The organism is Alitiscatomonas aceti (genome assembly GCF_025567195.1).
GTDB classification, from domain to species: domain Bacteria; phylum Bacillota; class Clostridia; order Lachnospirales; family Lachnospiraceae; genus Alitiscatomonas; species Alitiscatomonas aceti.
The window spans coordinates 1-20,625 of the sequence record NZ_JAOQJF010000033.1 but is presented as its reverse complement, the minus strand read 5'-3'; the positions used below and the strand labels follow the sequence as shown (position 1 = coordinate 20,625).

Below are 20,625 nucleotides of genomic sequence, written 5' to 3'. Positions count from 1 at the left end.
ATCAGAGCTGCCTTTTTTCTGTATCCGCCTTTTCCTCATCCGTTCCGTAGTTCTCTCCATAAAATCGGTTCAGCCAGTCCACTGCATTCCGGATCCCCTCGTTATCGAAGGAAAATTCCTGAAACGTCTTTTTTTCATCCTCTGTCACAGAAAAAATATAGGGTCCTGGCCAGGCAGCGGCCTGAAGAACGTCGCCATTCTCTCCCGCTTCCTTCCGTATCATGAAATTCATTTCTTTCTCACTTCCCGTAAACGTGGTTTTTTTCAAATATGGGATGGAGATCATCCCATCCAGATCGATCATATTCCCCGCCTCCTGTCTAAATTCATTATATCATCCTTTTTCCTTCCCCGCTATTGTAAAATCTGTGAATTCTTTATATACTTTATTTTATCAGAAAACATAAAATATAAGAAAGGAACACACAAATGAAACAATTTGTCAAAGACCTGGTCCACTCCTATGAAGAACCGTTAAAAGAGATCCGCCACCATCTCCATGAGAACCCGGAGCTTTCCTTTGAGGAATACAGGACCGCAGAGTACATCCGCAAGGCCCTTGGCTCCATGGGGATTGCCCTCCAGGACGGGATCACCGGCACCAGCACGGTGGGAATCCTAAAGGGCCGGGAGGCTGGTCCCTGCATCGCCTTCCGGGCAGATATCGACGCTCTTCCTGTGGAAGAAAACAACGATCTCCCCTATAAATCCAAAACGCCCGGCATCATGCACGCCTGCGGCCATGACACCCATGCCGCCTGTCTCTTAGTATTGGCCCGGATCTTATCTGAGCATCCGGATCTGGTAAAAGGAACTGTAAAATTCATCTTCCAGGCAGCGGAGGAAAAGCTTCCCGGCGGAGCAAAGGCCCTCTGCGCAGATCATGCCTTAGACGGCGTGGACATGGTATTCGGAATGCACAGCTCCTCCAACCATCCCCTGGGGACCATCACCTTAAGCCACAGCTCCAGCTCCGCGGCCATCGGTATTTATGAAGTAGCTATCCACGGCAAGGGAGGACACGGAAGCTCTCCCCACAACGCGAAAAACCCGGTTCCTGTGGCCTGTCTCCTGGCCTCTGCCTTAAACCAGATCCTGGCAGAAAAGAAGGCCCCCGCAGATACCGGAGTATTCACCGTCTCCTACATAAACGGCGGCCAGTACCCCAATATCATCACAGATACCGTTACCCTGGGCGGCAACATCCGTACCCAGGACAATGACCTGATCCAGCAGATCTTCGGCCACATTGATTCCATCAGCCACGGCATCTGCGAGGCCCACGGAATGACCTGCGACGTGACCACTACCCTGGGATACCCGGCCACCATCAATACGCCGGAATACGCAGATATGATCGCAGATGCGGCAGATACCATGGGGTACACACCGGTGGAGGAATCCGGTTCCCTGGGCGGGGAGGACTTCGCCTACTTCCTGATGGAAAAGCCCGGCGCATACTTCCATGTGGGTATGGCCGATCCGGACCGTCCCATCACCTCCAGCCCCCATCACAACTGCAGCTTCCAGCTGGATGAGCGCGGACTGGCCATTGCCCTGGAAATGGAGCTGGCTCTGTACTTAAAGCTCACAAAACAGGATGGGGAATAAAACGGAGGTCTGATACTTGTAATTTCCTTCAGATATGATATACTAAATGTAGAAAAGGGAAAGCCACAGAAGCGGCTTACCCCGAACAATGAATTACTACCCTAACGGGCGGCCGTCACATGTGCGAGATGTGGCGGCTACTTTTTTCCCTTAAAGACTGTATAGCACAGTCCCACAAGGGCGCATATGAATATTCCCGTCTGAATCATATCAGAATATGTAATATACATAAGCAACGCCCTCCTTTCCTCTTTGGTCCGGAGGGGTTATAGGCCCTCCGAATCATCAGAGGGTAAGCCGCCCTAGCTCTGTGGTTTCCCATATTGATATTATATAATAGCGATATCTGGATGACAATCTTTATTTTTATCCGCGATATCTGATACTTGTAATTTCTTTCAGATATGATATACTAAATATAGAAAAAGGGAAAGCCACAGAAGCGGCTTACCCTCAGACAGTTAGCAGCTGTATCTTTCAGCCGTCAACTATTTGCGGTAGTTGGCGGCTACTTTTTTCCCTTAAAGACTGTATAGCACAGTCCCACAAGGGCGCATATGAATATTCCCGTCTGAACCATATCAGAATATGTAATATACATAAGCAACGCCCTCCTTTCCTCTTTGGTCTGGAGGGGTTATAGGCCCTCCGAATCATCAGAGGGTAAGCCGCCCTGGCTCTGTGGTTTCCCATATTGGTATTATATAATAGCGATATCTGGATGACAATCTTTATTTTTGTTTTATAATTCCCTTCCACCGCATGGCGATCCCCGCGGAGCGTTTTTTATGTCGTAGGACGGCACTTTCCTATGGCATAAAAGATGCTGCAAAGGGAATATAAAGCCTGCCCTTTGCAGCATCTTCCATTTCTTATTTCTACTTCCCTACGCCTTCCACTGCTTCTTTATCTCCTCAAATTCCTCATCTGAACAGTACACCGTATGCCCGGGAGCGATCTCATGGTAAGAAGGCTGGTTCCCATCCCCATACCGGTGCATTTCCGGATCATAATGGATCTTCTTCCGCTTTTTTTCATTGATGGGATCCGGCTCCGGGATGGCAGAAAGCAGGGCCCGGGTGTACGGATGCATGGGATTCTTAAATAATTCGTCGGAATCCGCCATCTCCACCAGCTTTCCATAATACATCACGCCGATCCGGTCAGAAAAGTACTTGACCACCGACAGGTTATGGGCAATGAAAAGAATGGTCAGCCCCATCTCCTCCTTCAGCTTGTTTAACAGATTGATGACCTGGGCCTGGACCGAAACGTCCAGGGCCGACACAGGCTCATCGGCGATCACCATCTGAGGCTTCACGATCAGCGCCCTGGCAATGCCGATCCTCTGCCTCTGGCCGCCGGAGAATTCGTGAGGGTACCGGGAGGCATGCTCCGCCTGAAGCCCCACGTGCTCCAGCATGGCCACCACCTGCCGATGCAACTCCTCCGGATCCTTTACCCCGCGGATCTTTAAGCCCTCGGCAATGATCTCCTGGACTGTCATTCTGGGGTTTAAAGAGGCAATGGGATCCTGGAAGATCATGGCAATGTTGTCGGTGATATACTTTCTCAGGCTCTTATCCATCTTCCCGCTGATCTCTTTTCCGTCAAAGGCCACGGTCCCGCTGGTGGGATCATACAGACGGATGATGGTGCGGCCTGTGGTGGTCTTTCCGCAGCCGGATTCCCCCACCAGCCCGAAGGTCTCTCCCCGCTCCACATAAAAGGAAACATCGTCCACAGCCTTCACCACCGAGGTTTTTCCACGTTTTTTCGTGGTAAAGTGCATACTTAAGTGATCCACATCCAGGATATGGTCACGTTCCTTCCTGTTATCCGATTTCATATCCTGCCTCCTCCTTCATCCTGGCGATTCTGTGCTTTAAGATATCCGGCATCTCCACCTTTGGCGCGTCGGGATGGAGCAGCCAGGTGGCGGCATAATGGGTATCAGAGATCTTAAAATACGGCGGCTCCTTTTCAAAATCGATCTTCATGGCATACTTATTTCTGGCCGCAAAGGCATCGCCCTTGGGCGGATGCAGCATGTTGGGCGGCGCGCCGGGAATGGCAAACAGCGTCTCCTCCGTGTGAAGGTCCGGCATAGCCGAAAGGAGCGCCCAGGTATAAGGATGGGCCGGCCGATAGAAAATATCCTCGCAGGTCCCCACTTCCACAATGCGTCCTGCATACATCACGCAGACCCGGTCCGCCATGTTGGCCACCACGCCCAGATCGTGGGTGATGAAGATCACCGAAAGATCCCTTTCCCGCTTCATATCGTTGATCAGCTCCAGGATCCTGGCCTGGATGGTCACATCCAGTGCCGTTGTCGGCTCATCGCAGATCAGGATCTCCGGGTTGCTGGCCAGAGCGATGGCGATGACGATCCTCTGGCGCATACCGCCGGAAAACTGGAAAGGATAAGCGTCGTACCGCTCGGCGGCGTTGGGGATCCCCACAGCCTCCATAAGCTCAATGGCCCGGGCCTTGGCTTTGGACTTTTCAATGGCCTTGCTTAAGATCAGAGCCTCGGTAATCTGCTTTCCGATCTTCATAATGGGATTTAAGGCCGAAAGCGGGTCCTGGAATACCAGGGAGATCCGTTTTCCGCGGATCTTATAAAAATCGGCCTCCTTATACTTCGCCATATCCTGGCCCTGGTACATAATAGTGCCGCTGTCGATATGGCCGTTTTTGGCCAGGATCCCTAAGATCGCCTTGGTAGTCACGGATTTTCCCGAACCGGACTCCCCCACGATGGCCAGGGTCTCGCCCTTATACAGGTCAAAATTCACATCCCGCACCGCATGCACTTTTCCTGCAAAGGCATTGAAGGATACGGAAAGATCTTTTACGCTTAAAATTGGTTCCATACTTTTCTCTCCTTTCCTTATGCGCCCCGCTGGGTCGGATCAAAGGCGTCGCGCAGGCCGTTGGACAGCATGTTGAAGGCGATCATTAACAGGGAGATCACCACCGCCGGGAAAAATACCTGGTTGGGATACTGCTGCATCACCTTCTGGCCCTGGGATAAGAGAACGCCGATGGAGCTTTCCGGAGCACGGATCCCCAGTCCAATGTAAGCTAAGAAGGACTCGGTGAAAATAGCGCCCGGAATGGCGATCATGGCCCTGGTGATGATGGGGCCGATGGAGTTGGGAAGGATATGGCGGAAGATCAGAGCCATGTCCCTGACCCCCAGGGTCCTGGCCGCCAGCACATACTCGCTGCCCTTATAGCGGTAAAACTGAGAGCGGATCATCCTGGCCGTTCCGATCCAGTTCTGGACCACCAGGCAGAGGATGATGGAAAGGATCCCCGTACCAAAAAACAGGATGAACAGAGTCACCACCACGATCTCCGGGAACGCACCGATGATCTCGGTGATACGCATCATGATCATATCCACCTTTCCGCCGTAATAGCCTGCGATGGAGCCGTATACAATACCGATGCACACGTTGCAGATCACAGAAATAAAGGCGATCAGCAGGGAGACCCTGGCTCCGCGCCACATGCGCACCCAGAGATCCCGGCCCAGATAGTCGGTCCCCATCCAGAAATACGTTCCGTCCTCCACGCCGGAGTACTTATAATAATCCACCTTAATATCGCACATTTCCACGCCCTGGACCGTGCGGTGATTGATGACCTTTAAGATACTGCCCTCCGGATACCGGGAGGTATCCTCCAGAGAGTCCACCCGCCGGTTGGTGAGCCACCGGGTCCCGTCCAGGATCCCATAGTTTTCCAGTACCGGCACCTTGGGCGGAAGATTGATGCGGTTCAGATCCTGGTCGTTGTAGTCCCAGCGGCTGAGGGCCGGGGCAAACACAGCGAACAGAAGAACGATCACGATCCCTATGAAGGCGATGATGGAAACCTTACTGCGGCAGAAGCGCAGCATGGCGTCCTTAAAGAAGCCGATGGGCTTATCCTGGAACTTTTCATCAGCGATCTCGCCCTCCATCTGGACAAACTCAAAGCTTTCCGGCTCCACCTGGTATTCAGGCAAATCGGAAGAATAAAATTTTGCCATTACTTCTTCCCTCCCATCCTCACACGCGGGTCAACAATGCCGTAAGACAGATCCACGATCAGAACCGTGATCAAAGAAACCAGCGAGTAAAAAATCAGTACTGCAAGGGTCACTGTATAATCCGGCGCGTTGACGGATTTTACCATGATTCCGCCCATGCCGGGGATCGAGAAGATCGTCTCGATCACCAGGCTTCCGCCCATGATGCTCGTGAACATGGGAACGATGATGTTCATTAACGGAAGCAGGGAGTTGCGGATCCCATGGTTTAAGGTAGCCTGCCGCTCCGTAAGCCCCTTGGTCTTGGCAAGGAGCATGAAGTCCGAATTGATGGTCTCGGCCAGCTCTGCCCTCAAATACCTGGTGACGCGGGCAATGGGGCCTAAGGACAGGGCGATGATGGGAAGTGCCAGACCATGGAACCTGGCCCAGCCAGTGGATGTGGCATCGAAGATGATCGGGAACAGCCCACCCTTAAACGCCACGAAATACTGGAGCAGCGTCGCAAAGATAAACGACGGCACGGAGATAAAGATGACCACCAGAAACGAGATCAGGTAGTCGGTGATGGAGTTTTTCCGTATGGCCGCCACGATCCCCAGGCCGATTCCCAGCGGCAGGGAGATCAGCAGCGAGAAGAAATTAATATATAACGTCACCGGGATCTTGGTCTTTATAATATCCCAGACCGGCACGTTAATGTTCATCTTAAGGGATGTCCCCCAGTCTCCCTCTAAGATCAGACCCTTTAAAAACAGGCCGTACTGGACGATGATCGGCTTATCAAGGTTATATTTTGCCTCCAGGGCCGCCCTCTGCTCATGGGTCATATCCACCGCATCATCAAAAATCCCCCCAGGCATGAGGCGGATCACCATGAATCCCACGGTCAGTATGATAAACATGGTCAGCAGCATGGCTAAAATTCGCTGGATCGTATACTTCGCCATAAGACATGTTCCTTTCCACATCAGATTAGAAAATGGGGATGCCGCAAAACAGCATCTTCGCAGCACCCCCATCCTGGTTCCTGTCAGTTATTCTGCAAACGATCAGTCCTTTGTACTGAGAATGTATCCAAAGCCATAGCCAGGGATATATTCGTCGCATACAAGATGGATCTTAGAGCTGATCAGATTGTAGGACGGAGCTTCATAGACCGGACAGGCCGCCACTTCATCCAGAACGATCTTTTCCATCTGTCTTGTGAGGTCCATGCGGTATGCAGGATCCAGCTTCGCTTCGATATCGTAGTTGGCCTTTTCCCAAAGGGCATCAAATTCGTCGTTGTAATATGGCTCGTTCTTATTGGAATACATGCTGCTGTAAACCTTAAGTCCGTTCCACGGAGCCGGAGTACTGGTGTTCCAGCCTCTCCACTGAAGCTCGAAGCTGTTGGGATCGCCTTCCTTCCAGCCCTTGATATAGCTGTTTAATACGGAAGTGGAGCCAGCCATCAATTCCAGAGTAAAGCTGTCGCCAAATACCTCTGGAAGAGATTTGTGCAGAAATTCAGAAGCTGCTTTATTATTGGCGCTGGTCTCGTTATACTGTAAGGTCAGGGTCAGACTTGTAAGACCGCATTCTTCCAGGGCCTTTTCATAATATTCCTTCGCCTTTGCCGGATCGTAGCCCAGATTGGGCTCTAAAAGAGCCTGAGATTCTTCCATGTCACGGTAGGTCTTTCCATCTAAGCCGAGACACTTGCTTGCTACCAGGTAATTGGCCGGGATCCCGTTTGTCATCTTGGCGATGCTTTCTCTGTCAACCGCATAGAATAATGCCTTACGGAAATTTAAATTTCCAAGAATCCCGTTGTTGTTGGTATTTCCATGGTTGATGGTAAGGGTCTGAATCGAAGTGGCCGGGGCTTTCTTGATGCTGGGATCATCGATATACTGCTCGATGGATTCCGGGCTTAAGGAAACCGCGTCCAGTTCGCCGTTTAAGTAAAGCTCCAGGGCTGTATTCCGGTCGCCCACGATCTTATAGTTGTAGCCATCCAGCTTGATCTTATCGCCCAGAACGAAATCCGGGTTCTTCTTCATATCGAACTGGGAGCCTGCGATCCACTGGTCCAGGATAAATGCGCCGCAGCTCATGTATTTTTCCCTGGTGGATCCGTAAGTGTTTGTGCTCCGGTCCTCGCTCATACATGCCTCATAAGTAGGCTCATGAACCAGGCAGGTCCATACATAGTTAAAATGTGACTTAATGTCTTCAGCCGTTACGGGAGCGTCCAGCTGGAGTTTCAGGGTATAGTCGTCGGCTTTTTTAATTCCTACGTCCTCCCAGGCAACAGTTCCGGCGTTCCCCTGGAGAGAATAATCCGATGCTTTGGTAATAGTGATATAGTCGCTGGCAAGCTGGGAGGCACGGCTGTTGACCATAATAGGATCCAGACACATCTTAAAGGAGTAGATCACATCGTCTACGTCAATGGCGTCTCCATTTTCCCACTTGGCATTTTCACGGATCTTGATATGCCATACCTTTCCTTCCTCATCCGCCTTCTCCGGCTCTTTTTCTGCCAGCTCCGGGAGGTACTCAAAGCTGGTCCCCTCCGCGTTGGGGTACTGGCGGTAAAGCTGGAGGGAAGTCCTAGCGATCACGTCGCCGGAAACGCTCATGGTATAAATATGCGGATTGATGGTATCCACATCCGTCGTCATATAGTCGTGGAAGATCTTCGGCCCGGACTCCTCCTGGGCTGCGGCCGTGGCATCCCCCGCCTCGGTCTGACCTGCGGCGGCTGTGGTCACCGGCTCATTGGAATCCCCGGGATTCTTCGGCTCGCTGCTGCACCCGGAAAGCAGGCCGGCTGCCATGGCACATGCCATCATTGCTGCTAATACTCTTTTCTTCATTCACTCATTCCTCCTTTTTTATTGCAGGGCTTCTGCCCATAAATAACGACTGGCGTTTCTTGACTTTCTTTCCAATCCAGGTATAATAGGACTCATAATCATTTTTAGAAACAAAGGACGGTGCATCTATGTCTTCACTTTCAGTCAAAAATCTGAAAAACTACGTGGTCCTGGGGATCGCCGTGGCTGCTGCCTACATTTTTTTCCAGAAGGACCAGATCTTCCTCTACCGGCTCATCGACGGCCTCTTCATCGGCGGCATGCTTCCAATGATCCTGGGCTGCTTCCGCCTGGCCAAATATGCCGGCTCCTTTGATCTGCTGGTTTATTCCCACAAAAAGCTGGCGCGCTCGGGGAAAAACTCTGATCTTGCACAGGATGAAAAGGATTCCAATGGTTCTGCTACTCCTGCTCCCGAACAGCTCGGATCCTATTCTGACTATCTGACCCAGAAAAAACCGGCTGCCACCTATAAGGAGCCGCTTCTGGCCGGAGGCGTCTTTATCCTGGCCTCCCTGTTTCTGACCATTGCATTTTACTAAATGTGCATGACTCATTTATGTGTATTCTGTATATATTTGAGATATTTATTTGAGATTCATTGTGTTTATTATACAAATACATATATTGTGTGTCAAAGCAGAAGCTGTCATTTTTCGTCCAAATTACAAATTATCAGACAAAATAAAGGGATTAGGTTTTTAAAGAAGTTTTCTCCTTCGTTTAAACAACCTAATCCCTTTTGTATTTTACTCTAACTGGAGTTCTCCTGTTTCTGTGATCTCACAGCCCCCTCTGGTGCGGTTCACCTTTATGAGTCCCTGCTCCGAAAGACTCTGAAGGATACTCCGGATCTTTCCCTCCGCCACCTGGAGCCCTTCATTCTCCAAAATTTCCTGGAGACCGGCCCGCCCGGTCTTCGGATTCTGGGCCACCGTCTGTAAGACCCGTTTTTCCAGGGGAGAAAGCAGCGACGTTTTTTTCGCCATCTGAAGCCTTATGTAAGCCGGAAGATCCCGGATGGTCAGCTTTCCCTCCGAATGAAAACAGTAAACATACTTACAGAGGTTTTCGATCTCCTTTCCGTTGCCCGGCCATGAATACGCCGTCAGGCTGTTCCACAGCTCCTCGCTGCACATATCGGTCCAGCGCAGAGCTGAATTGTTGTAGATATTCCGTATAAAGTACTCAAATAAAAGCGGAATATCCTCGGGTCTCTGGCGGATGGGAAATGTCTCCAGGGATACCTCGCCGATCATATAAAAAAGAGACTTTAAAAACCTCCCCTCCTGGCACATGGTATAAAGATCCTCTTCCGTGGATGCGATAAACCGCACGTCGGGCATCTGGTCCATCATATTTAAAAATTCCTTCTGCATCGATATCGACATACAGTGAATACCATTCAGATACAGGGTCCCGCCCTCTGCCCGATTTAAGATCCCCTCCCGGCCGTCTCCGGGAAACAGCTCCTCCATAATCTGCCCTTCACTCAAGACCGTCAGATTCAGCTTCATAAAGGGCTCTGCACTTCTCCTGGAATTATTGTGGATGGCCTGGGCCAGCACCTCTCTTCCCGTACCCGGCTCCCCGGAGATCAGCACCCGGTAATCCGTTAAGGAGATCCGTCTGGCCGCCTCCACCATGCGCAGAGAGCGGCTGTTGGCCGTCCGGTAATCATCAAAGCGGAAGTAGGCCCCTTCTCTCTTTATAACGTTTCCTTCCGTATCCCCCTCTGGAGCCGGTCTTTCCAGGGCCGGCTGGTCCATATGGCAGTGGATCATGGTCAGTCTCCGGTGGTTCATGTCCCGGATCTCCTGGACTGTCAGCTTCAGAGGCTCCTCTTTACCCCTGCAGACCAGGAAAAATGGGGAACGCTGGTCCTGGGACCTTTTCGCAATGCCGTCCAGCTCCGGGACCGCCTCCTTAAGGAGCGTACCCACCAGGTGGGATCTGGGAATATCCAGGGCCTCCTTAAACTGCTTATTGATCATCTGGATCTTCCCCTCATCGTCTATGATACAGATGCCCGTATCAATGTTGCTGATGATGCTCTGGGTAATGAACTTCGTGTTAGTGGCCTGGCTCAGCTGGTGATTGGATATTTTCAAAAGCTGCACAAACTGGTTGATATAATTTAAGGACACCACATCCGCCAGGCTTAAAGGCAGATGGAAAAATGAGGCGATCTCCGAGATCGTCGAAATATCGGCGATCCGGATCCCGATGTCCACCAGCGTCTGGACGTTCCTGGGAGCCAGCTTATTTTCTCCCACCGTCACCGCATACTGGATCCCGGGATTCGTCTCCGGGCAGCCCGGATAATAGGGAATGAAACGGTACTGGGTGATCCCCAGTGTGTACAGAAGCTGTATGCTGTCCTTTGCCGAGCGCTCCGAATCATTGACCAGATACACCTCCGAATTGGACGGGATCGAAAGGATCCTGTTTAAATACGTATGGTTAAAGGTCCGGATACAGATCAGATACCGGATCTTCGGCGTCATGAGAGGCTCTGCCATCCTGGCCGCGGATCTGGAGCTGAACAGTACCAGATCCGCCTTTTCCATCCGTTCCGTATCCACATCTGCCGCAAGGCAGGTTTCCAGATGGATATATTTACTAAATATATGATTTAAATAGGACCGCATTCCTACATTTGTCGTTGAGCTCTGAGAAACGATCAGCATTGTGGGCTTTTCCACCTTATACCCCCCCCCTGTATTTTTCATTCAATTCCATTATAGTCGCTCATATACAGAAAAACAACCAGATCTCCCAGTCCTCTATATATTTTTTGTTTTTCCTCCCTATGTTCCATAATTTCTTTGACATTTTCACAAAAAATTTGTACAATAGTACTGATTTAGAGCTATGATCTAAGAAAGGAGCGTGCTTTTCAATTGCTGCTGATCAAAAATGGAAATTTAATCACCATGGCCGGTATGTATGAGCAGACCGGCGATATCCTGATCGACGACGGAAAGATCGTAAAGGTCGGCCAGGTGGGAGAGGTGCCGGAGGACTGCCAGATTATCGACGCCGCCGGACGCACCGTCACTCCCGGTCTTGTGGACCCCCACTGCCATGCAGGTCTATGGGGAACCGCCTGCCGCGAGGAAATGGACGGAAATGAGTATACGGAGCCGGTCCTTCCGGGACTGCGGGGCTTAGATGCCATCAACCCAGAGGATGCCACCTTTGACGCGGCTCTCCGCCAGGGGATCACCACCGTTGTGACCGGTCCCGGAAGCTCCAACATCGTCGGTGGAACCTTCTTAGCCATCAAGACCGCCGGCGAAGATATGGAGTCCCGTGTCATCTGCCCGGAGCTGGCCATGAAAATGGCTCTGGGAGAGAACCCAAAGATGACCTTCGGAAACCGTGGAAAGGCTCCCAGAACACGGATGATGAGCGCCGCCCTTATGCGGGAGGAGCTTTTTAAGGCAAAGGAATATTATGAAAACTATAAGCTCCATGGCCAGGAGCCGGATTTCCCGTTCGACTTCCACCTGCACTCCTTAATGCGGGTATTTGAAGGAATGCGGGTCAAGATCCATGCCCATCAGGCGGACGATATCCAGACTGCTGTCCGCGTGGCCAATGAATTCGGCCTTCATTACTCCATCGAGCATTGTACCGAAGGATGGATGATCCCGGAATTCTTAAAGAAGAACAACGCCGAGTGCCTGCTGGGCCCCACCGTCGGCGGCAAGAGCAAGATCGAATGCCAGAACCGCTCCTATGAAGCCGGACGGATCCTGGAGGAGGCCGGAGTCACCTTCGCCCTGATCACCGACGCTCCCTTCGTTCCCATTGAGGACCAGCTGCTCCAGGTCATCCTTTATGTGAAAAACGGAATGTCCAGGGAAATGGGGATCCGCAGCGTGACCTTAAACGCTGCAAAGATCACAGATATCGACTCCAGAGTCGGAAGCATCGAGCCCGGTAAGGACGCTGACATCGTCATCTGGGATGTGGAACCGTTAGACACCATGTACCAGGCCGGTATCGTCCTCATCGACGGAAAGATCGCATATGAAAGAAAGGCAGGTGAAAGCAATGTTGATTATCAAAAACTGTAATCTGATCAACATGGCCGGAATCTACAAAGAGAAAAAGGATCTGGTAGTAAAGGACGGAAAGGTCCTTGATATCTGCGACGACGCCTGCCAGAAATACGGCCAGGGCAACGTGATCATCGACGCCTGCGGGAACTATGTGACTCCCGGTATCGTCGAGCCTCACTGCTCCCTTGGCGTCAAAGAAGAGGTCTTCCGGTTTGAGGGCAACGACGCCGATGAGACCACCGATCCCATCGTACCCCAGGTGCGGGCCATGGACGCCATCAATCCCAGAGACGAGGGCTTTAAAATGGCTCTGGCCGGAGGCGTGACCACAGCCGTTACCTGTCCGGGCAATGCAAACCCCATCGGCGGAACCTGCGCAGCCATCAAGACCACTGGCAATACGGTGGAGGAGATGGTCATGGTGCCCGAGATCGCCATTAAGATGTGCCTCACTGACGGAGTGAAAAATACGTACGGCGGAAAGAGATCGCCCATGACAAGACTGGGCACGGCGGCCGTGATCCGCGAGGCTCTGATGAAGGCGAAACGCTATCATGACCAGTGGACCGCTTCCCAGAAGGATCCGGCAAATAAGCCGCCGAAATTCGATATGAAGCTCCACTCCCTAATGCGCGTATTCGACGGAATGCCCGTAAAATTCATCGCCAAGCGCGGCCATGACATGATGACTGCCGTACGCATCGCCGAGGAATTCGGACTCACCTATACGGTAGAAAACTGCGTGGACGCCTGGAAGATCACAAAGGATCTGAAGAAGCACAACGTCCGCTGCGTGCTGGGACCGGTCTACGGAGAAAAGAACAGTGAAAACCGTTACCGGGATCCCATTGCAGGCTCTGTCCTGGAAGAAAACGGCATCGAATTTGCCGCCACCACCGGCCATCCGGAAATGAACGTGGAGCTCTCCATGGTCCAGATGACGCTGATGGTGAAAAAGGGATTAAATCCCATGACAGCCCTGGAGGCCGTGACCATCAACGCAGCCCGCGCCTGCGGCCTGGAGGACCGGGTGGGAAGCTTAGAGCCCGGTAAGGACGCCGACATCGTCATCTGGGACGGCGACCCCTTTAACTTCTATACATCGGCTGCCACCGTCCTCATTGAAGGAAATGTGGTCTACCAGAAACAGCAGTAAAATTTCCATAAAAAAAGCTCCGGGATCTGGCTGCCCTTGCGGCGCCTTTGTCCCGGAGCGTTCTTCTTTTTATAGATCCCTGGCCGCCGGAAAACCGTAAGCCGTCTCCGCACTCATAACAGCCCGGAGAATGGCTTCCGACATGACCTGAGCCGCCAGAGTACCCACCATGTCCAGATCCGCCTCCAGCGTCCCTGTGGACAGGGCATAGATACTGTCACCATCTGCCGTCGTATGGACCGGACGGATGGAACGGGCATAGCCGTTGTGGGTCATGGACGCGATCTTACAAAGCTGGGTCTTGTGGAAGGCCGCATTGGTGATGACCGCGCCGATGGTGGTGTTGGCCACAAACTTATTTTTTACCACCTCATAGCTCTTATAGACCTCGTCCTCGGTACAAAGGAAGGATTTTTTATCCTTTGCCAGAAGTCCGGCAACCTTCTTACCATTTTTCCAGTCATAAATATCTCCCAGAGCGTTGACCGCCACAATGGCTCCCACCTGCAGCTCTCCGATCTGTACCGCGTAGCTTCCGATCCCCGACTTCATACAGAACTCCGGTCCGTAAAGCTTTCCCACAGTGGCTCCGGTCCCGGCTCCGAAATTCCCGTCCCGGTAATTGCCCTCTTCCGCATTCTCACAGGCCGCATAGCCCATGGCCTTGTCCGGCCGGACCCGGTGATCTCCCACCATCAGATCGAACAGGCAGGATTCGCACACCAGGGGAACCTTTGTGATCCCCACATCGAAGCCGATATTCCGCTCCTCCAGATACTCCATTACGCCTCCGGCCGCATCCAACCCAAAGGCGCTGCCTCCGGACAGCAGCACCGCATGGATCGACTCTGCCGCCGCTGTGGGCTTCAAGAGCTCCGTTTCCCGGGACGCCGGACCGCCTCCCCGGACATCCAGCCCCGCTGCCATGCCCTGCTCACAGAGGATCACCGTGCAGCCGGTGGCGGCGTCTTTGTTTTCTGCACTTCCGATCTTGATGTTTTCCAGCTCCTGGATCTTTATTTCTTTCATTTTGGGGGACTCCTTTCCTAGCGATTCAATTCATTTTCGATCTTCTGTACCAGCCCCGCATCTGCCGGCAGCCAGTCTACGGAATATAAGGTATCCTTGGTCAGCCATTTGGAATCCTCTGCCTCCAGCAGCACCAGGTCTCCGTGAATGATGCTGCACCAAAAGCAGTCCATTGATAAATGGAATTTGGGATAATCATATTCTACTGTATCGATCCGTTCTCCCACTTCGATTTCCGTATCCAGCTCTTCCTTGATCTCCCGTATTAAAGCCTGCTCCGGAGTCTCTCCGGGCTCGATCTTTCCGCCTGGAAATTCCCAGCCTCCTTCAAATTCTCCATATCCCCTCTGTGTCGCAAAAACCTTATCGCCGGATCTGATCACGGCCGCCACTACCTTGATTGTTTTCATCCTGCCTGTTTCTCCTCTTTTTCTATATTGCTTTCCAAATATCTCAGCAGATCTTCTCTGACTGGCTGATGCATTTTCATGGTAACCTTTGTGATATCGCGTTCCTTTCCGCTATTGTCCTTTTTCTTTGAACCACAGCAGGACACAATATCAAAGGTTCCCATATAATAAAAGTTTGTTTCTGCATCGCTTTTTTTCACTAGTAAATGCTTGTTCTTTGCACTTAAAACGTCCTTCATATAAGAGCTCTCTGGTCCTTTTCCAATCTGAGAATCCCATCGGAATGTCGTACTGTCTGCAAAGGCATCCGCATAATCGGGTTTTCCATCTGCATAAAGCTTTGTCTCGTCCTCTGCTTCTGCCTTATGATAGGTAATAAATATAAAAACATCATCCCCGATCCTCTTCATTCCGTACATGATCGAGGAAAGATCCTTCCCACAGTTCATCAGGAGACTTACATCCCGGCGGGAATACTTTTCATACAGAACAAAGGGAGTACCCTCTTTTCTTCCCCGCTCATACTTATCCTGATATCTATGGATCCCGACTGTCACCAGATCCCTTAGCTGCCTATAAAACTCCGCATGCTGCAATCGCTCTGCATAGCTCTTCATTCTATGGATCGAGTTTTGAGTATCCCTTTCCACAATATCAATATGACAATATTTTTGATATTCCTCTTCCTTACTTACAAACTTCCCTTGAAGGACGGAGCATGCGTCCTCCAAGGATTTTTCGTCAAATACATTTCCATATTGGCTCCATAATTCCTTTTGCAGGCTTTCTATGGAAATAGAATCGGATGTAAAAAGACGTTTCAGAATCTCTAATTCATAGGGCCTTACCCCGCTCAAAATCGTTTTCGATAAATATTCTAACGTCAATTTCTCATTTTCCGTCAGCGATCCGATTTTTTCTTCCTTCTCCACCGAAGTCAAAAAATCCTGATAGGTTTTATACTCCCGGATGATCAGCAGAGGATCGACTTCCCCATTCTCATAAAAATCCACCATATACGGTACCCGGCCCAGGCGATTTTTAAGACTTGTATAGCTTTCCCGGATAATTGCTTTTATTCCTCTGATTTTATCGATTGATTGGAAAATCCTTTCTTTCGCAATTTCATCGAAATGAATGGTCGAAGTGCCTGGAATTGTGCTGTTTCCGCTGATCACATACCTTCTTATGGTGTCCGCATTATAGGTACGGTCTCCAGAAAGAGCCACCGGGATCATAAAATTCTTTTCATAATTCCCAATAAAATCCAGAATGACGACATATTCTTTGCCTTCTGCTTTACGAAGGCCCCGGCCTAGCTGTTGGATGAATACAATAGGCGATTGTGTCGGCCTCAGCATGATCACTTGATTTACCTCTACAATATCCACACCCTCATTTAAAATATCCACGGAGAATATATAATCCAACGGCTTCATATTTTCGGCAGCATCCGCCTCATCCATTGCCAGACGTTCAAATGCTGTCATCCGCTCCTCTTCTGAGGCATCTCCATTTAAAGCAATCGTCCGATACCCGGCCTCATTAAATTTAGCAGATAGTTCAATGGACTCATCAACTCTGCTGCAAAATACCAGTCCCTTCACACGGTCTCCGCTATAACCGTAATATTCCGCTTTTTCAAGAACATGTTTTACACGCTCATCACTGACCAACTGATTAAAGTCTCCTGCTGATAACTTCCTTCCCTTTCCTTTTTCATCTCCGATGACGGAAAGATCACTAATACCAAAATAATTAAACGGACAAAGCAGTTTTTCCTCCATTGCCTGCTGTAAGCGGATTTCATATGCAATCTGGTAATGAAAAATTGCGTAAATGTTCTTCTTTTCCGCATTGTCGTCTCTTTTATCTGGTGTTGCAGTCATGCCCAGCCATAGTCTGGGTGTAAAATACCCCATTATTTTCTGATATGTCTCGGCAGAGCTGTGATGTGCTTCATCCAATATAATACAATCAAAGGCATCTTGACTATAATTAGCCAGATTAGCATCTCGATTTAACGTCTGTACGGTCGCAAATACATAATCTGCATCGTATTCCTGATATCCCGCACCAACGATCCCCATAGAAACACTCGCATCAAATACCTTCTCATATGATTTCTTCGTCTGCACTGCCAGCTGGCCTCTGTGAACTAAAAATAAAACCCTACGAAACCCAAGTTCCCGCATTGCAAACGCTGAAGCATACGTTTTTCCTGTTCCCGTGGCAGAGATCAAAAGTGCCCGATCCTCACCCCTGCTCAATATATCCCTTAAATTCTTGATAAAGCCAACCTGCATAGAATTTGGCTGAAGCCGGTATTTCTCCAGCGAAGGTGTACGCTCCCGGCGGGCAGTCTCTTTTTGATGCTTGATAATTTGATAGCGTTCCGTGTATTCTTCTATGAAATCCTCATAGTTAGACGCATAGGGAGAACTCCATAATTTCCTAAATTCTTCCAGGATCTCCTGTGCCATTTCTCCTTTTGAGGTGGAGACAAATTTCGTATTCCATTCTCGGTTCGTCGTCAGAGCGCTGCTGGTCATATTCGAGCTTCCAATAATAATGTGATAAATCTCGTTTCTCTGAAATATATATCCCTTTGTATGGAATCCCTCTTCTGCTGCCTCTACATCATACATTTTTATCCGGATATTTTTAAGCTGATGCAGCTTTTTCAGTGCCTTGGGATCACTAAAACACAAATAATTTGTCGTTAAAATTTCCCCAGTCACACCTTTTTGCTCCAACTCCTGTAATGTTTGAAGAAACGGTGTTATTCCTCCCATTGTAATGAATGCAACGCTCATTTGAAAATGCTCGCATTTCAAAAGCTCATCCTCTATGGAGGATAAAACCTTTCTTCCCTCTCGGCTGTCATTTGATACAAATTGAGGCTTAAACGCAAGGCTGGAAGAAAATTCTCCATTGATACACGCCGTTTCAAAGCCATTATGAAGCTCACTAAACACCTGATTGACCATCTTCCTGCTCTCCATCATTCCCATGGGAGAGGATGCAAAATTTCTTCTAATTTGCCTCCATTTTGCACCATCCCCCACCATCCCTGCTGCACAAACTCAGCCTATTCCATCTCTCCCAGCATCTTCTCCGCATCATCTGCTGCCTTTACCTTATCATTGGCGCGGATGATGATGCCGTCCTCGTCGATGAGATAGGTGGTGCGGACCACGCCCATGGATACCTTCCCGTAATTCTTCTTTTCCTTCCACACATCGTAGGCCTCGATGACCGTCCGCTCCGGATCGGAAAGCAGAGTGAACGCCAGGCCATATTTCTCCTCAAACCTTTTATGAGAGGCCACAGAGTCCTTGCTGACTCCCAGTATCACCGCGCCCTTCTCCATAAACTGCGGATAGCGCTCCGAATAACCGCAGGCCTGCTTCGTACATCCCGGAGTATTATCCTTGGGATAAAAATACAGGATCACCTTTTTTCCTTTGTAATCCTCCAGTCTGTGCATGACTCCGTTCTGGTCCGGCAGCTCAAACGCCGGCGCTTTTGTTCCTGTTTCCAGCATTGCAGATCCCTCCTTGTGATTTCTCTTATCCACTATTTTAATCCATAACAGGCAGTTTTTCCACCGTTTTAAAGCAAACTTTCCTCCAGTCCCCGCCGGAGCGTATCACAGAAGCGTTCTTCAATAACTGTACATTTCTTCCAGCATTTGGTATAATGCTCTTTAAACCTTTGAGAAATGAGATGATACCTTGCCTGTATAAGCCTGAACACAGAAAATTACATTCAAAGAGGTGTCGTATGATCACAGAAAAGAAAGAAAAACAGATTTTAATGATGTCCTTTTTTTCGGGACTCCTGTTTGCCATTGCAGAATTTATTTTTTCCATATACAGCCATTCCCAGTCTGCACTGACGGACGCTGTATATGATGCGTCGGAGCTGGTCTTCATTGCCCTGCTCCTATTCCTGACGCCCCTGTTTCATAAGCCTGTATCGGAAAAGCATCCCTATGGGTATTTCCAGCTGGAATCCATATTTGTCATAATCAAAGGCGTTATGATGCTGTCCGTGACCATGGGCGTGTCTGCGGAGGTTCTGGATTCCGCTTTATCCGGCGGTAATCCCATAAACAATGCCCAGGTCTCCCTTTTCCAGTTCTGCCTCGGCGCAGCCAGCATCATCATTTTTCTTCTGATGAAGCGGCTGAACCGGAACCTGTCCTCGCCCACCATCACCGCAGAACTTCTGGGATGGAAACTGGATATTGTATACAGTCTGGGCATGTCCCTGGCCTTTTTCCTGTCCCGTTATCTGGAAAAAACACCTCTAGGATTTATCACCCCGTATTTTGACCAGATCGTGGCCGTCCTTGTTATGGTATTCATGCTTCCAGAAAGCATCAAGGTTCTGTGGAGCGCCGTCCGGGATATATTCCTATTCTCACCAGACGAGGAATTTATAAACGAGATCAAGGCCCTCTGCGGACCGGTCCTGGAGCAATACCGCTTCTCCCCGGTTTTCTTCGATATCACGCGGACCGGGCGGCATCTGTGGGTCGCCATATATTTTAAGATCGAAACCGGCAGCCTGAAGGTCCAGGACCTGTCCGACGCCCTGGATTCCTTAAATGAAAAGGCCCGGGAAAAATTCCAGGAATGCACCTGTGAGCTGATCCTGGTTCCTTAATCAAAAAATATTCAAAATCCCCCTTGACTATACTGTTACTGTACGGTTTATGATAAAAACATACCGTAACATACAAGGAGGATTTTTATTTATGTCCGGTGAAAATGCATATCGACAGCCCGTTACCCTGAAAAACGTGCTGATGTTTTCCGTCCCTACCATCGTTATGACCGTGTTCATGTCCTTTTATACCATGGTGGACGGCCTGTTTGTATCTAACCTCATAGGAACCGATGCCTTATCCGCCGTCAATCTGACAGCGCCTGTGATCTCACTGGTCACAGCCATCTCCACCATGCTGGCCACTGGAGGGAGCGCCGTCATCATGCGGAAGGCCGGACAGCAGAAAGCCCAGGAAGCCAACGAAGACTTCACCTTTCTGATCGCTGTAAACGTGGCGGTGGGACTCATCATGTCCGGCCTGGGCTATCTGGTCATGGACCGCCTTTTTGGATCCATGAACCTGTCTCCCGCCGTGGCCGGCTACTGCCGTATCTATCTGAGCCGTTATCTGATCTTTACGGTTCCGATCCTTCTGATGAACAATTTCACCTTGTACATGATCGCCGCCGGAAAGTCCGCTCTTTCCATGGTCTGTTCCATTACGGGAGGAATTTTGAATATAGTCCTGGACTATGTCTTCATCTCCATTGAAGTGCTATACTAATGTTGTAACAGGAGTGGCTAATAAGATATAATCAATCTTATAAAGAAAAGAGGTACACATTATGCCACAGAGTTACACCCCTGAATTTAAAAAGAA

Annotated in this window: 17 protein-coding genes; 6 read left to right on the top strand and 11 right to left on the bottom strand. The window is 50.0% G+C overall.

Features of this window, described 5'->3' with window-relative positions:
• Position 1: 1 nt before the first annotated feature.
• Entirely contained in the window at positions 2-304 is a 303-nt protein-coding gene (locus tag OCV69_RS13475) for a hypothetical protein (RefSeq protein WP_262427096.1), read from the bottom strand.
• Positions 305-429: 125 nt separating this feature from the next.
• Here OCV69_RS13475 and OCV69_RS13470 point away from each other — a divergent pair, with 125 nt between their 5' ends.
• Positions 430-1,611 (top strand): M20 metallopeptidase family protein, encoded by a 1,182-nt coding sequence (locus OCV69_RS13470; RefSeq protein WP_158359743.1) that lies wholly within the window; start codon positions 430-432, stop codon positions 1,609-1,611.
• Positions 1,612-2,497: 886 nt separating this feature from the next.
• On the opposite strand, the gene OCV69_RS13465 is transcribed toward OCV69_RS13470, so the two are convergent.
• The 5 genes from OCV69_RS13465 to OCV69_RS13445 all read right to left on the bottom strand — a co-directional run bounded on the left by OCV69_RS13465 (position 2,498) and on the right by OCV69_RS13445 (position 8,523).
• Positions 2,498-3,460 (bottom strand): ABC transporter ATP-binding protein, encoded by a 963-nt coding sequence (locus OCV69_RS13465; RefSeq protein WP_158359745.1) that lies wholly within the window; start codon positions 3,458-3,460, stop codon positions 2,498-2,500.
• Positions 3,447-4,490: an ABC transporter ATP-binding protein gene (locus OCV69_RS13460; protein WP_158359746.1), complete on the bottom strand. Its 1,044-nt coding sequence runs from the start codon at positions 4,488-4,490 to the stop codon at positions 3,447-3,449. Before OCV69_RS13460 ends, OCV69_RS13465 begins: the two co-directional genes overlap by 14 nt.
• 17 nt (positions 4,491-4,507) lie before the next feature.
• Positions 4,508-5,656: an ABC transporter permease gene (locus OCV69_RS13455; RefSeq protein WP_022274414.1), complete on the bottom strand. Its 1,149-nt coding sequence runs from the start codon at positions 5,654-5,656 to the stop codon at positions 4,508-4,510.
• Positions 5,656-6,606, bottom strand: coding sequence for an ABC transporter permease (locus tag OCV69_RS13450; RefSeq protein ID WP_022274415.1), 951 nt, complete (start codon positions 6,604-6,606; stop codon positions 5,656-5,658). Before OCV69_RS13450 ends, OCV69_RS13455 begins: the two co-directional genes overlap by 1 nt.
• A 102-nt stretch (positions 6,607-6,708) precedes the next feature.
• Complete coding sequence (locus OCV69_RS13445) at positions 6,709-8,523, bottom strand: ABC transporter substrate-binding protein (RefSeq protein WP_158359748.1); 1,815 nt, start codon at positions 8,521-8,523, stop codon at positions 6,709-6,711.
• Between the two features lie 128 nt (positions 8,524-8,651).
• Here OCV69_RS13445 and OCV69_RS13440 point away from each other — a divergent pair, with 128 nt between their 5' ends.
• The gene (locus tag OCV69_RS13440; protein ID WP_158359750.1) at positions 8,652-9,065 is read left to right on the top strand and encodes a DUF3899 domain-containing protein; all 414 of its coding nucleotides are present in this window, start codon (positions 8,652-8,654) and stop codon (positions 9,063-9,065) included.
• Between the two features lie 207 nt (positions 9,066-9,272).
• Here OCV69_RS13440 and OCV69_RS13435 read toward each other — a convergent pair whose 3' ends face one another.
• Positions 9,273-11,228, bottom strand: coding sequence for a sigma 54-interacting transcriptional regulator (locus OCV69_RS13435; protein WP_262563153.1), 1,956 nt, complete (start codon positions 11,226-11,228; stop codon positions 9,273-9,275).
• Between the two features lie 198 nt (positions 11,229-11,426).
• Between OCV69_RS13435 and OCV69_RS13430 the strand changes: the two genes are divergently transcribed.
• Together OCV69_RS13430 and OCV69_RS13425 are read left to right on the top strand one after the other, a co-directional pair.
• Positions 11,427-12,608 carry an amidohydrolase gene (locus tag OCV69_RS13430; RefSeq protein ID WP_022274419.1) on the top strand — a complete coding sequence of 394 codons (1,182 nt, stop codon included), beginning with the start codon at positions 11,427-11,429 and terminating at the stop codon, positions 12,606-12,608.
• A complete protein-coding gene (locus OCV69_RS13425; RefSeq protein WP_158359754.1) occupies positions 12,586-13,749 on the top strand; it encodes an amidohydrolase in 1,164 nt (387 codons plus the stop codon). The genes OCV69_RS13430 and OCV69_RS13425 overlap by 23 nt, the downstream gene beginning before the upstream one ends.
• Before the next feature lie 69 nt (positions 13,750-13,818).
• On the opposite strand, the gene OCV69_RS13420 is transcribed toward OCV69_RS13425, so the two are convergent.
• The 4 genes from OCV69_RS13420 to bcp all read right to left on the bottom strand — a co-directional run bounded on the left by OCV69_RS13420 (position 13,819) and on the right by bcp (position 18,735).
• A complete protein-coding gene (locus OCV69_RS13420) occupies positions 13,819-14,778 on the bottom strand; it encodes a P1 family peptidase (protein WP_158359756.1) in 960 nt (319 codons plus the stop codon).
• 17 nt (positions 14,779-14,795) lie between these two features.
• The gene (locus tag OCV69_RS13415) at positions 14,796-15,188 is read right to left on the bottom strand and encodes a (deoxy)nucleoside triphosphate pyrophosphohydrolase (protein ID WP_158359757.1); all 393 of its coding nucleotides are present in this window, start codon (positions 15,186-15,188) and stop codon (positions 14,796-14,798) included.
• Positions 15,185-18,178, bottom strand: coding sequence for a DEAD/DEAH box helicase (locus tag OCV69_RS13410; RefSeq protein WP_158359759.1), 2,994 nt, complete (start codon positions 18,176-18,178; stop codon positions 15,185-15,187). The genes OCV69_RS13415 and OCV69_RS13410 overlap by 4 nt, the downstream gene beginning before the upstream one ends.
• Positions 18,179-18,279: 101 nt before the next feature.
• Complete coding sequence (gene bcp, locus OCV69_RS13405; protein WP_158359761.1) at positions 18,280-18,735, bottom strand: thioredoxin-dependent thiol peroxidase; 456 nt, start codon at positions 18,733-18,735, stop codon at positions 18,280-18,282.
• Positions 18,736-18,974: 239 nt separating this feature from the next.
• Here bcp and OCV69_RS13400 point away from each other — a divergent pair, with 239 nt between their 5' ends.
• Positions 18,975-19,862 carry a cation efflux transmembrane domain-containing protein gene (locus OCV69_RS13400; RefSeq protein ID WP_022274423.1) on the top strand — a complete coding sequence of 296 codons (888 nt, stop codon included), beginning with the start codon at positions 18,975-18,977 and terminating at the stop codon, positions 19,860-19,862.
• 91 nt (positions 19,863-19,953) lie between these two features.
• Complete coding sequence (locus OCV69_RS13395) at positions 19,954-20,529, top strand: MATE family efflux transporter (RefSeq protein WP_158359763.1); 576 nt, start codon at positions 19,954-19,956, stop codon at positions 20,527-20,529.
• Positions 20,530-20,625 lie beyond the last annotated feature (96 nt).

Bases quoted from the DNA above. Each gene is read 5' to 3' on its own strand.
- OCV69_RS13475 (WP_262427096.1), bottom strand. From the start codon at position 304: ATGATCGATCTGGATGGGATGATCTCCATCCCATATTTGAAAAAAACC.
- OCV69_RS13450 (WP_022274415.1), bottom strand. From the start codon at position 6,606: ATGGCGAAGTATACGATCCAGCGAATTTTAGCCATGCTGCTGACCATG.
- OCV69_RS13445 (WP_158359748.1), bottom strand. From the start codon at position 8,523: ATGAAGAAAAGAGTATTAGCAGCAATGATGGCATGTGCCATGGCAGCC.
- OCV69_RS13400 (WP_022274423.1), top strand. From the start codon at position 18,975: ATGATCACAGAAAAGAAAGAAAAACAGATTTTAATGATGTCCTTTTTT.
- OCV69_RS13465 (WP_158359745.1), bottom strand. From the start codon at position 3,460: ATGAAATCGGATAACAGGAAGGAACGTGACCATATCCTGGATGTGGAT.
- OCV69_RS13425 (WP_158359754.1), top strand. From the start codon at position 12,586: ATGTTGATTATCAAAAACTGTAATCTGATCAACATGGCCGGAATCTAC.
- bcp (WP_158359761.1), bottom strand. From the start codon at position 18,735: ATGCTGGAAACAGGAACAAAAGCGCCGGCGTTTGAGCTGCCGGACCAG.
- OCV69_RS13470 (WP_158359743.1), top strand. From the start codon at position 430: ATGAAACAATTTGTCAAAGACCTGGTCCACTCCTATGAAGAACCGTTA.
- OCV69_RS13415 (WP_158359757.1), bottom strand. From the start codon at position 15,188: ATGAAAACAATCAAGGTAGTGGCGGCCGTGATCAGATCCGGCGATAAG.
- OCV69_RS13420 (WP_158359756.1), bottom strand. From the start codon at position 14,778: ATGAAAGAAATAAAGATCCAGGAGCTGGAAAACATCAAGATCGGAAGT.
- OCV69_RS13395 (WP_158359763.1), top strand. From the start codon at position 19,954: ATGTCCGGTGAAAATGCATATCGACAGCCCGTTACCCTGAAAAACGTG.
- OCV69_RS13455 (WP_022274414.1), bottom strand. From the start codon at position 5,656: ATGGCAAAATTTTATTCTTCCGATTTGCCTGAATACCAGGTGGAGCCG.
- OCV69_RS13440 (WP_158359750.1), top strand. From the start codon at position 8,652: ATGTCTTCACTTTCAGTCAAAAATCTGAAAAACTACGTGGTCCTGGGG.
- OCV69_RS13460 (WP_158359746.1), bottom strand. From the start codon at position 4,490: ATGGAACCAATTTTAAGCGTAAAAGATCTTTCCGTATCCTTCAATGCC.
- OCV69_RS13410 (WP_158359759.1), bottom strand. From the start codon at position 18,178: ATGGTCAATCAGGTGTTTAGTGAGCTTCATAATGGCTTTGAAACGGCG.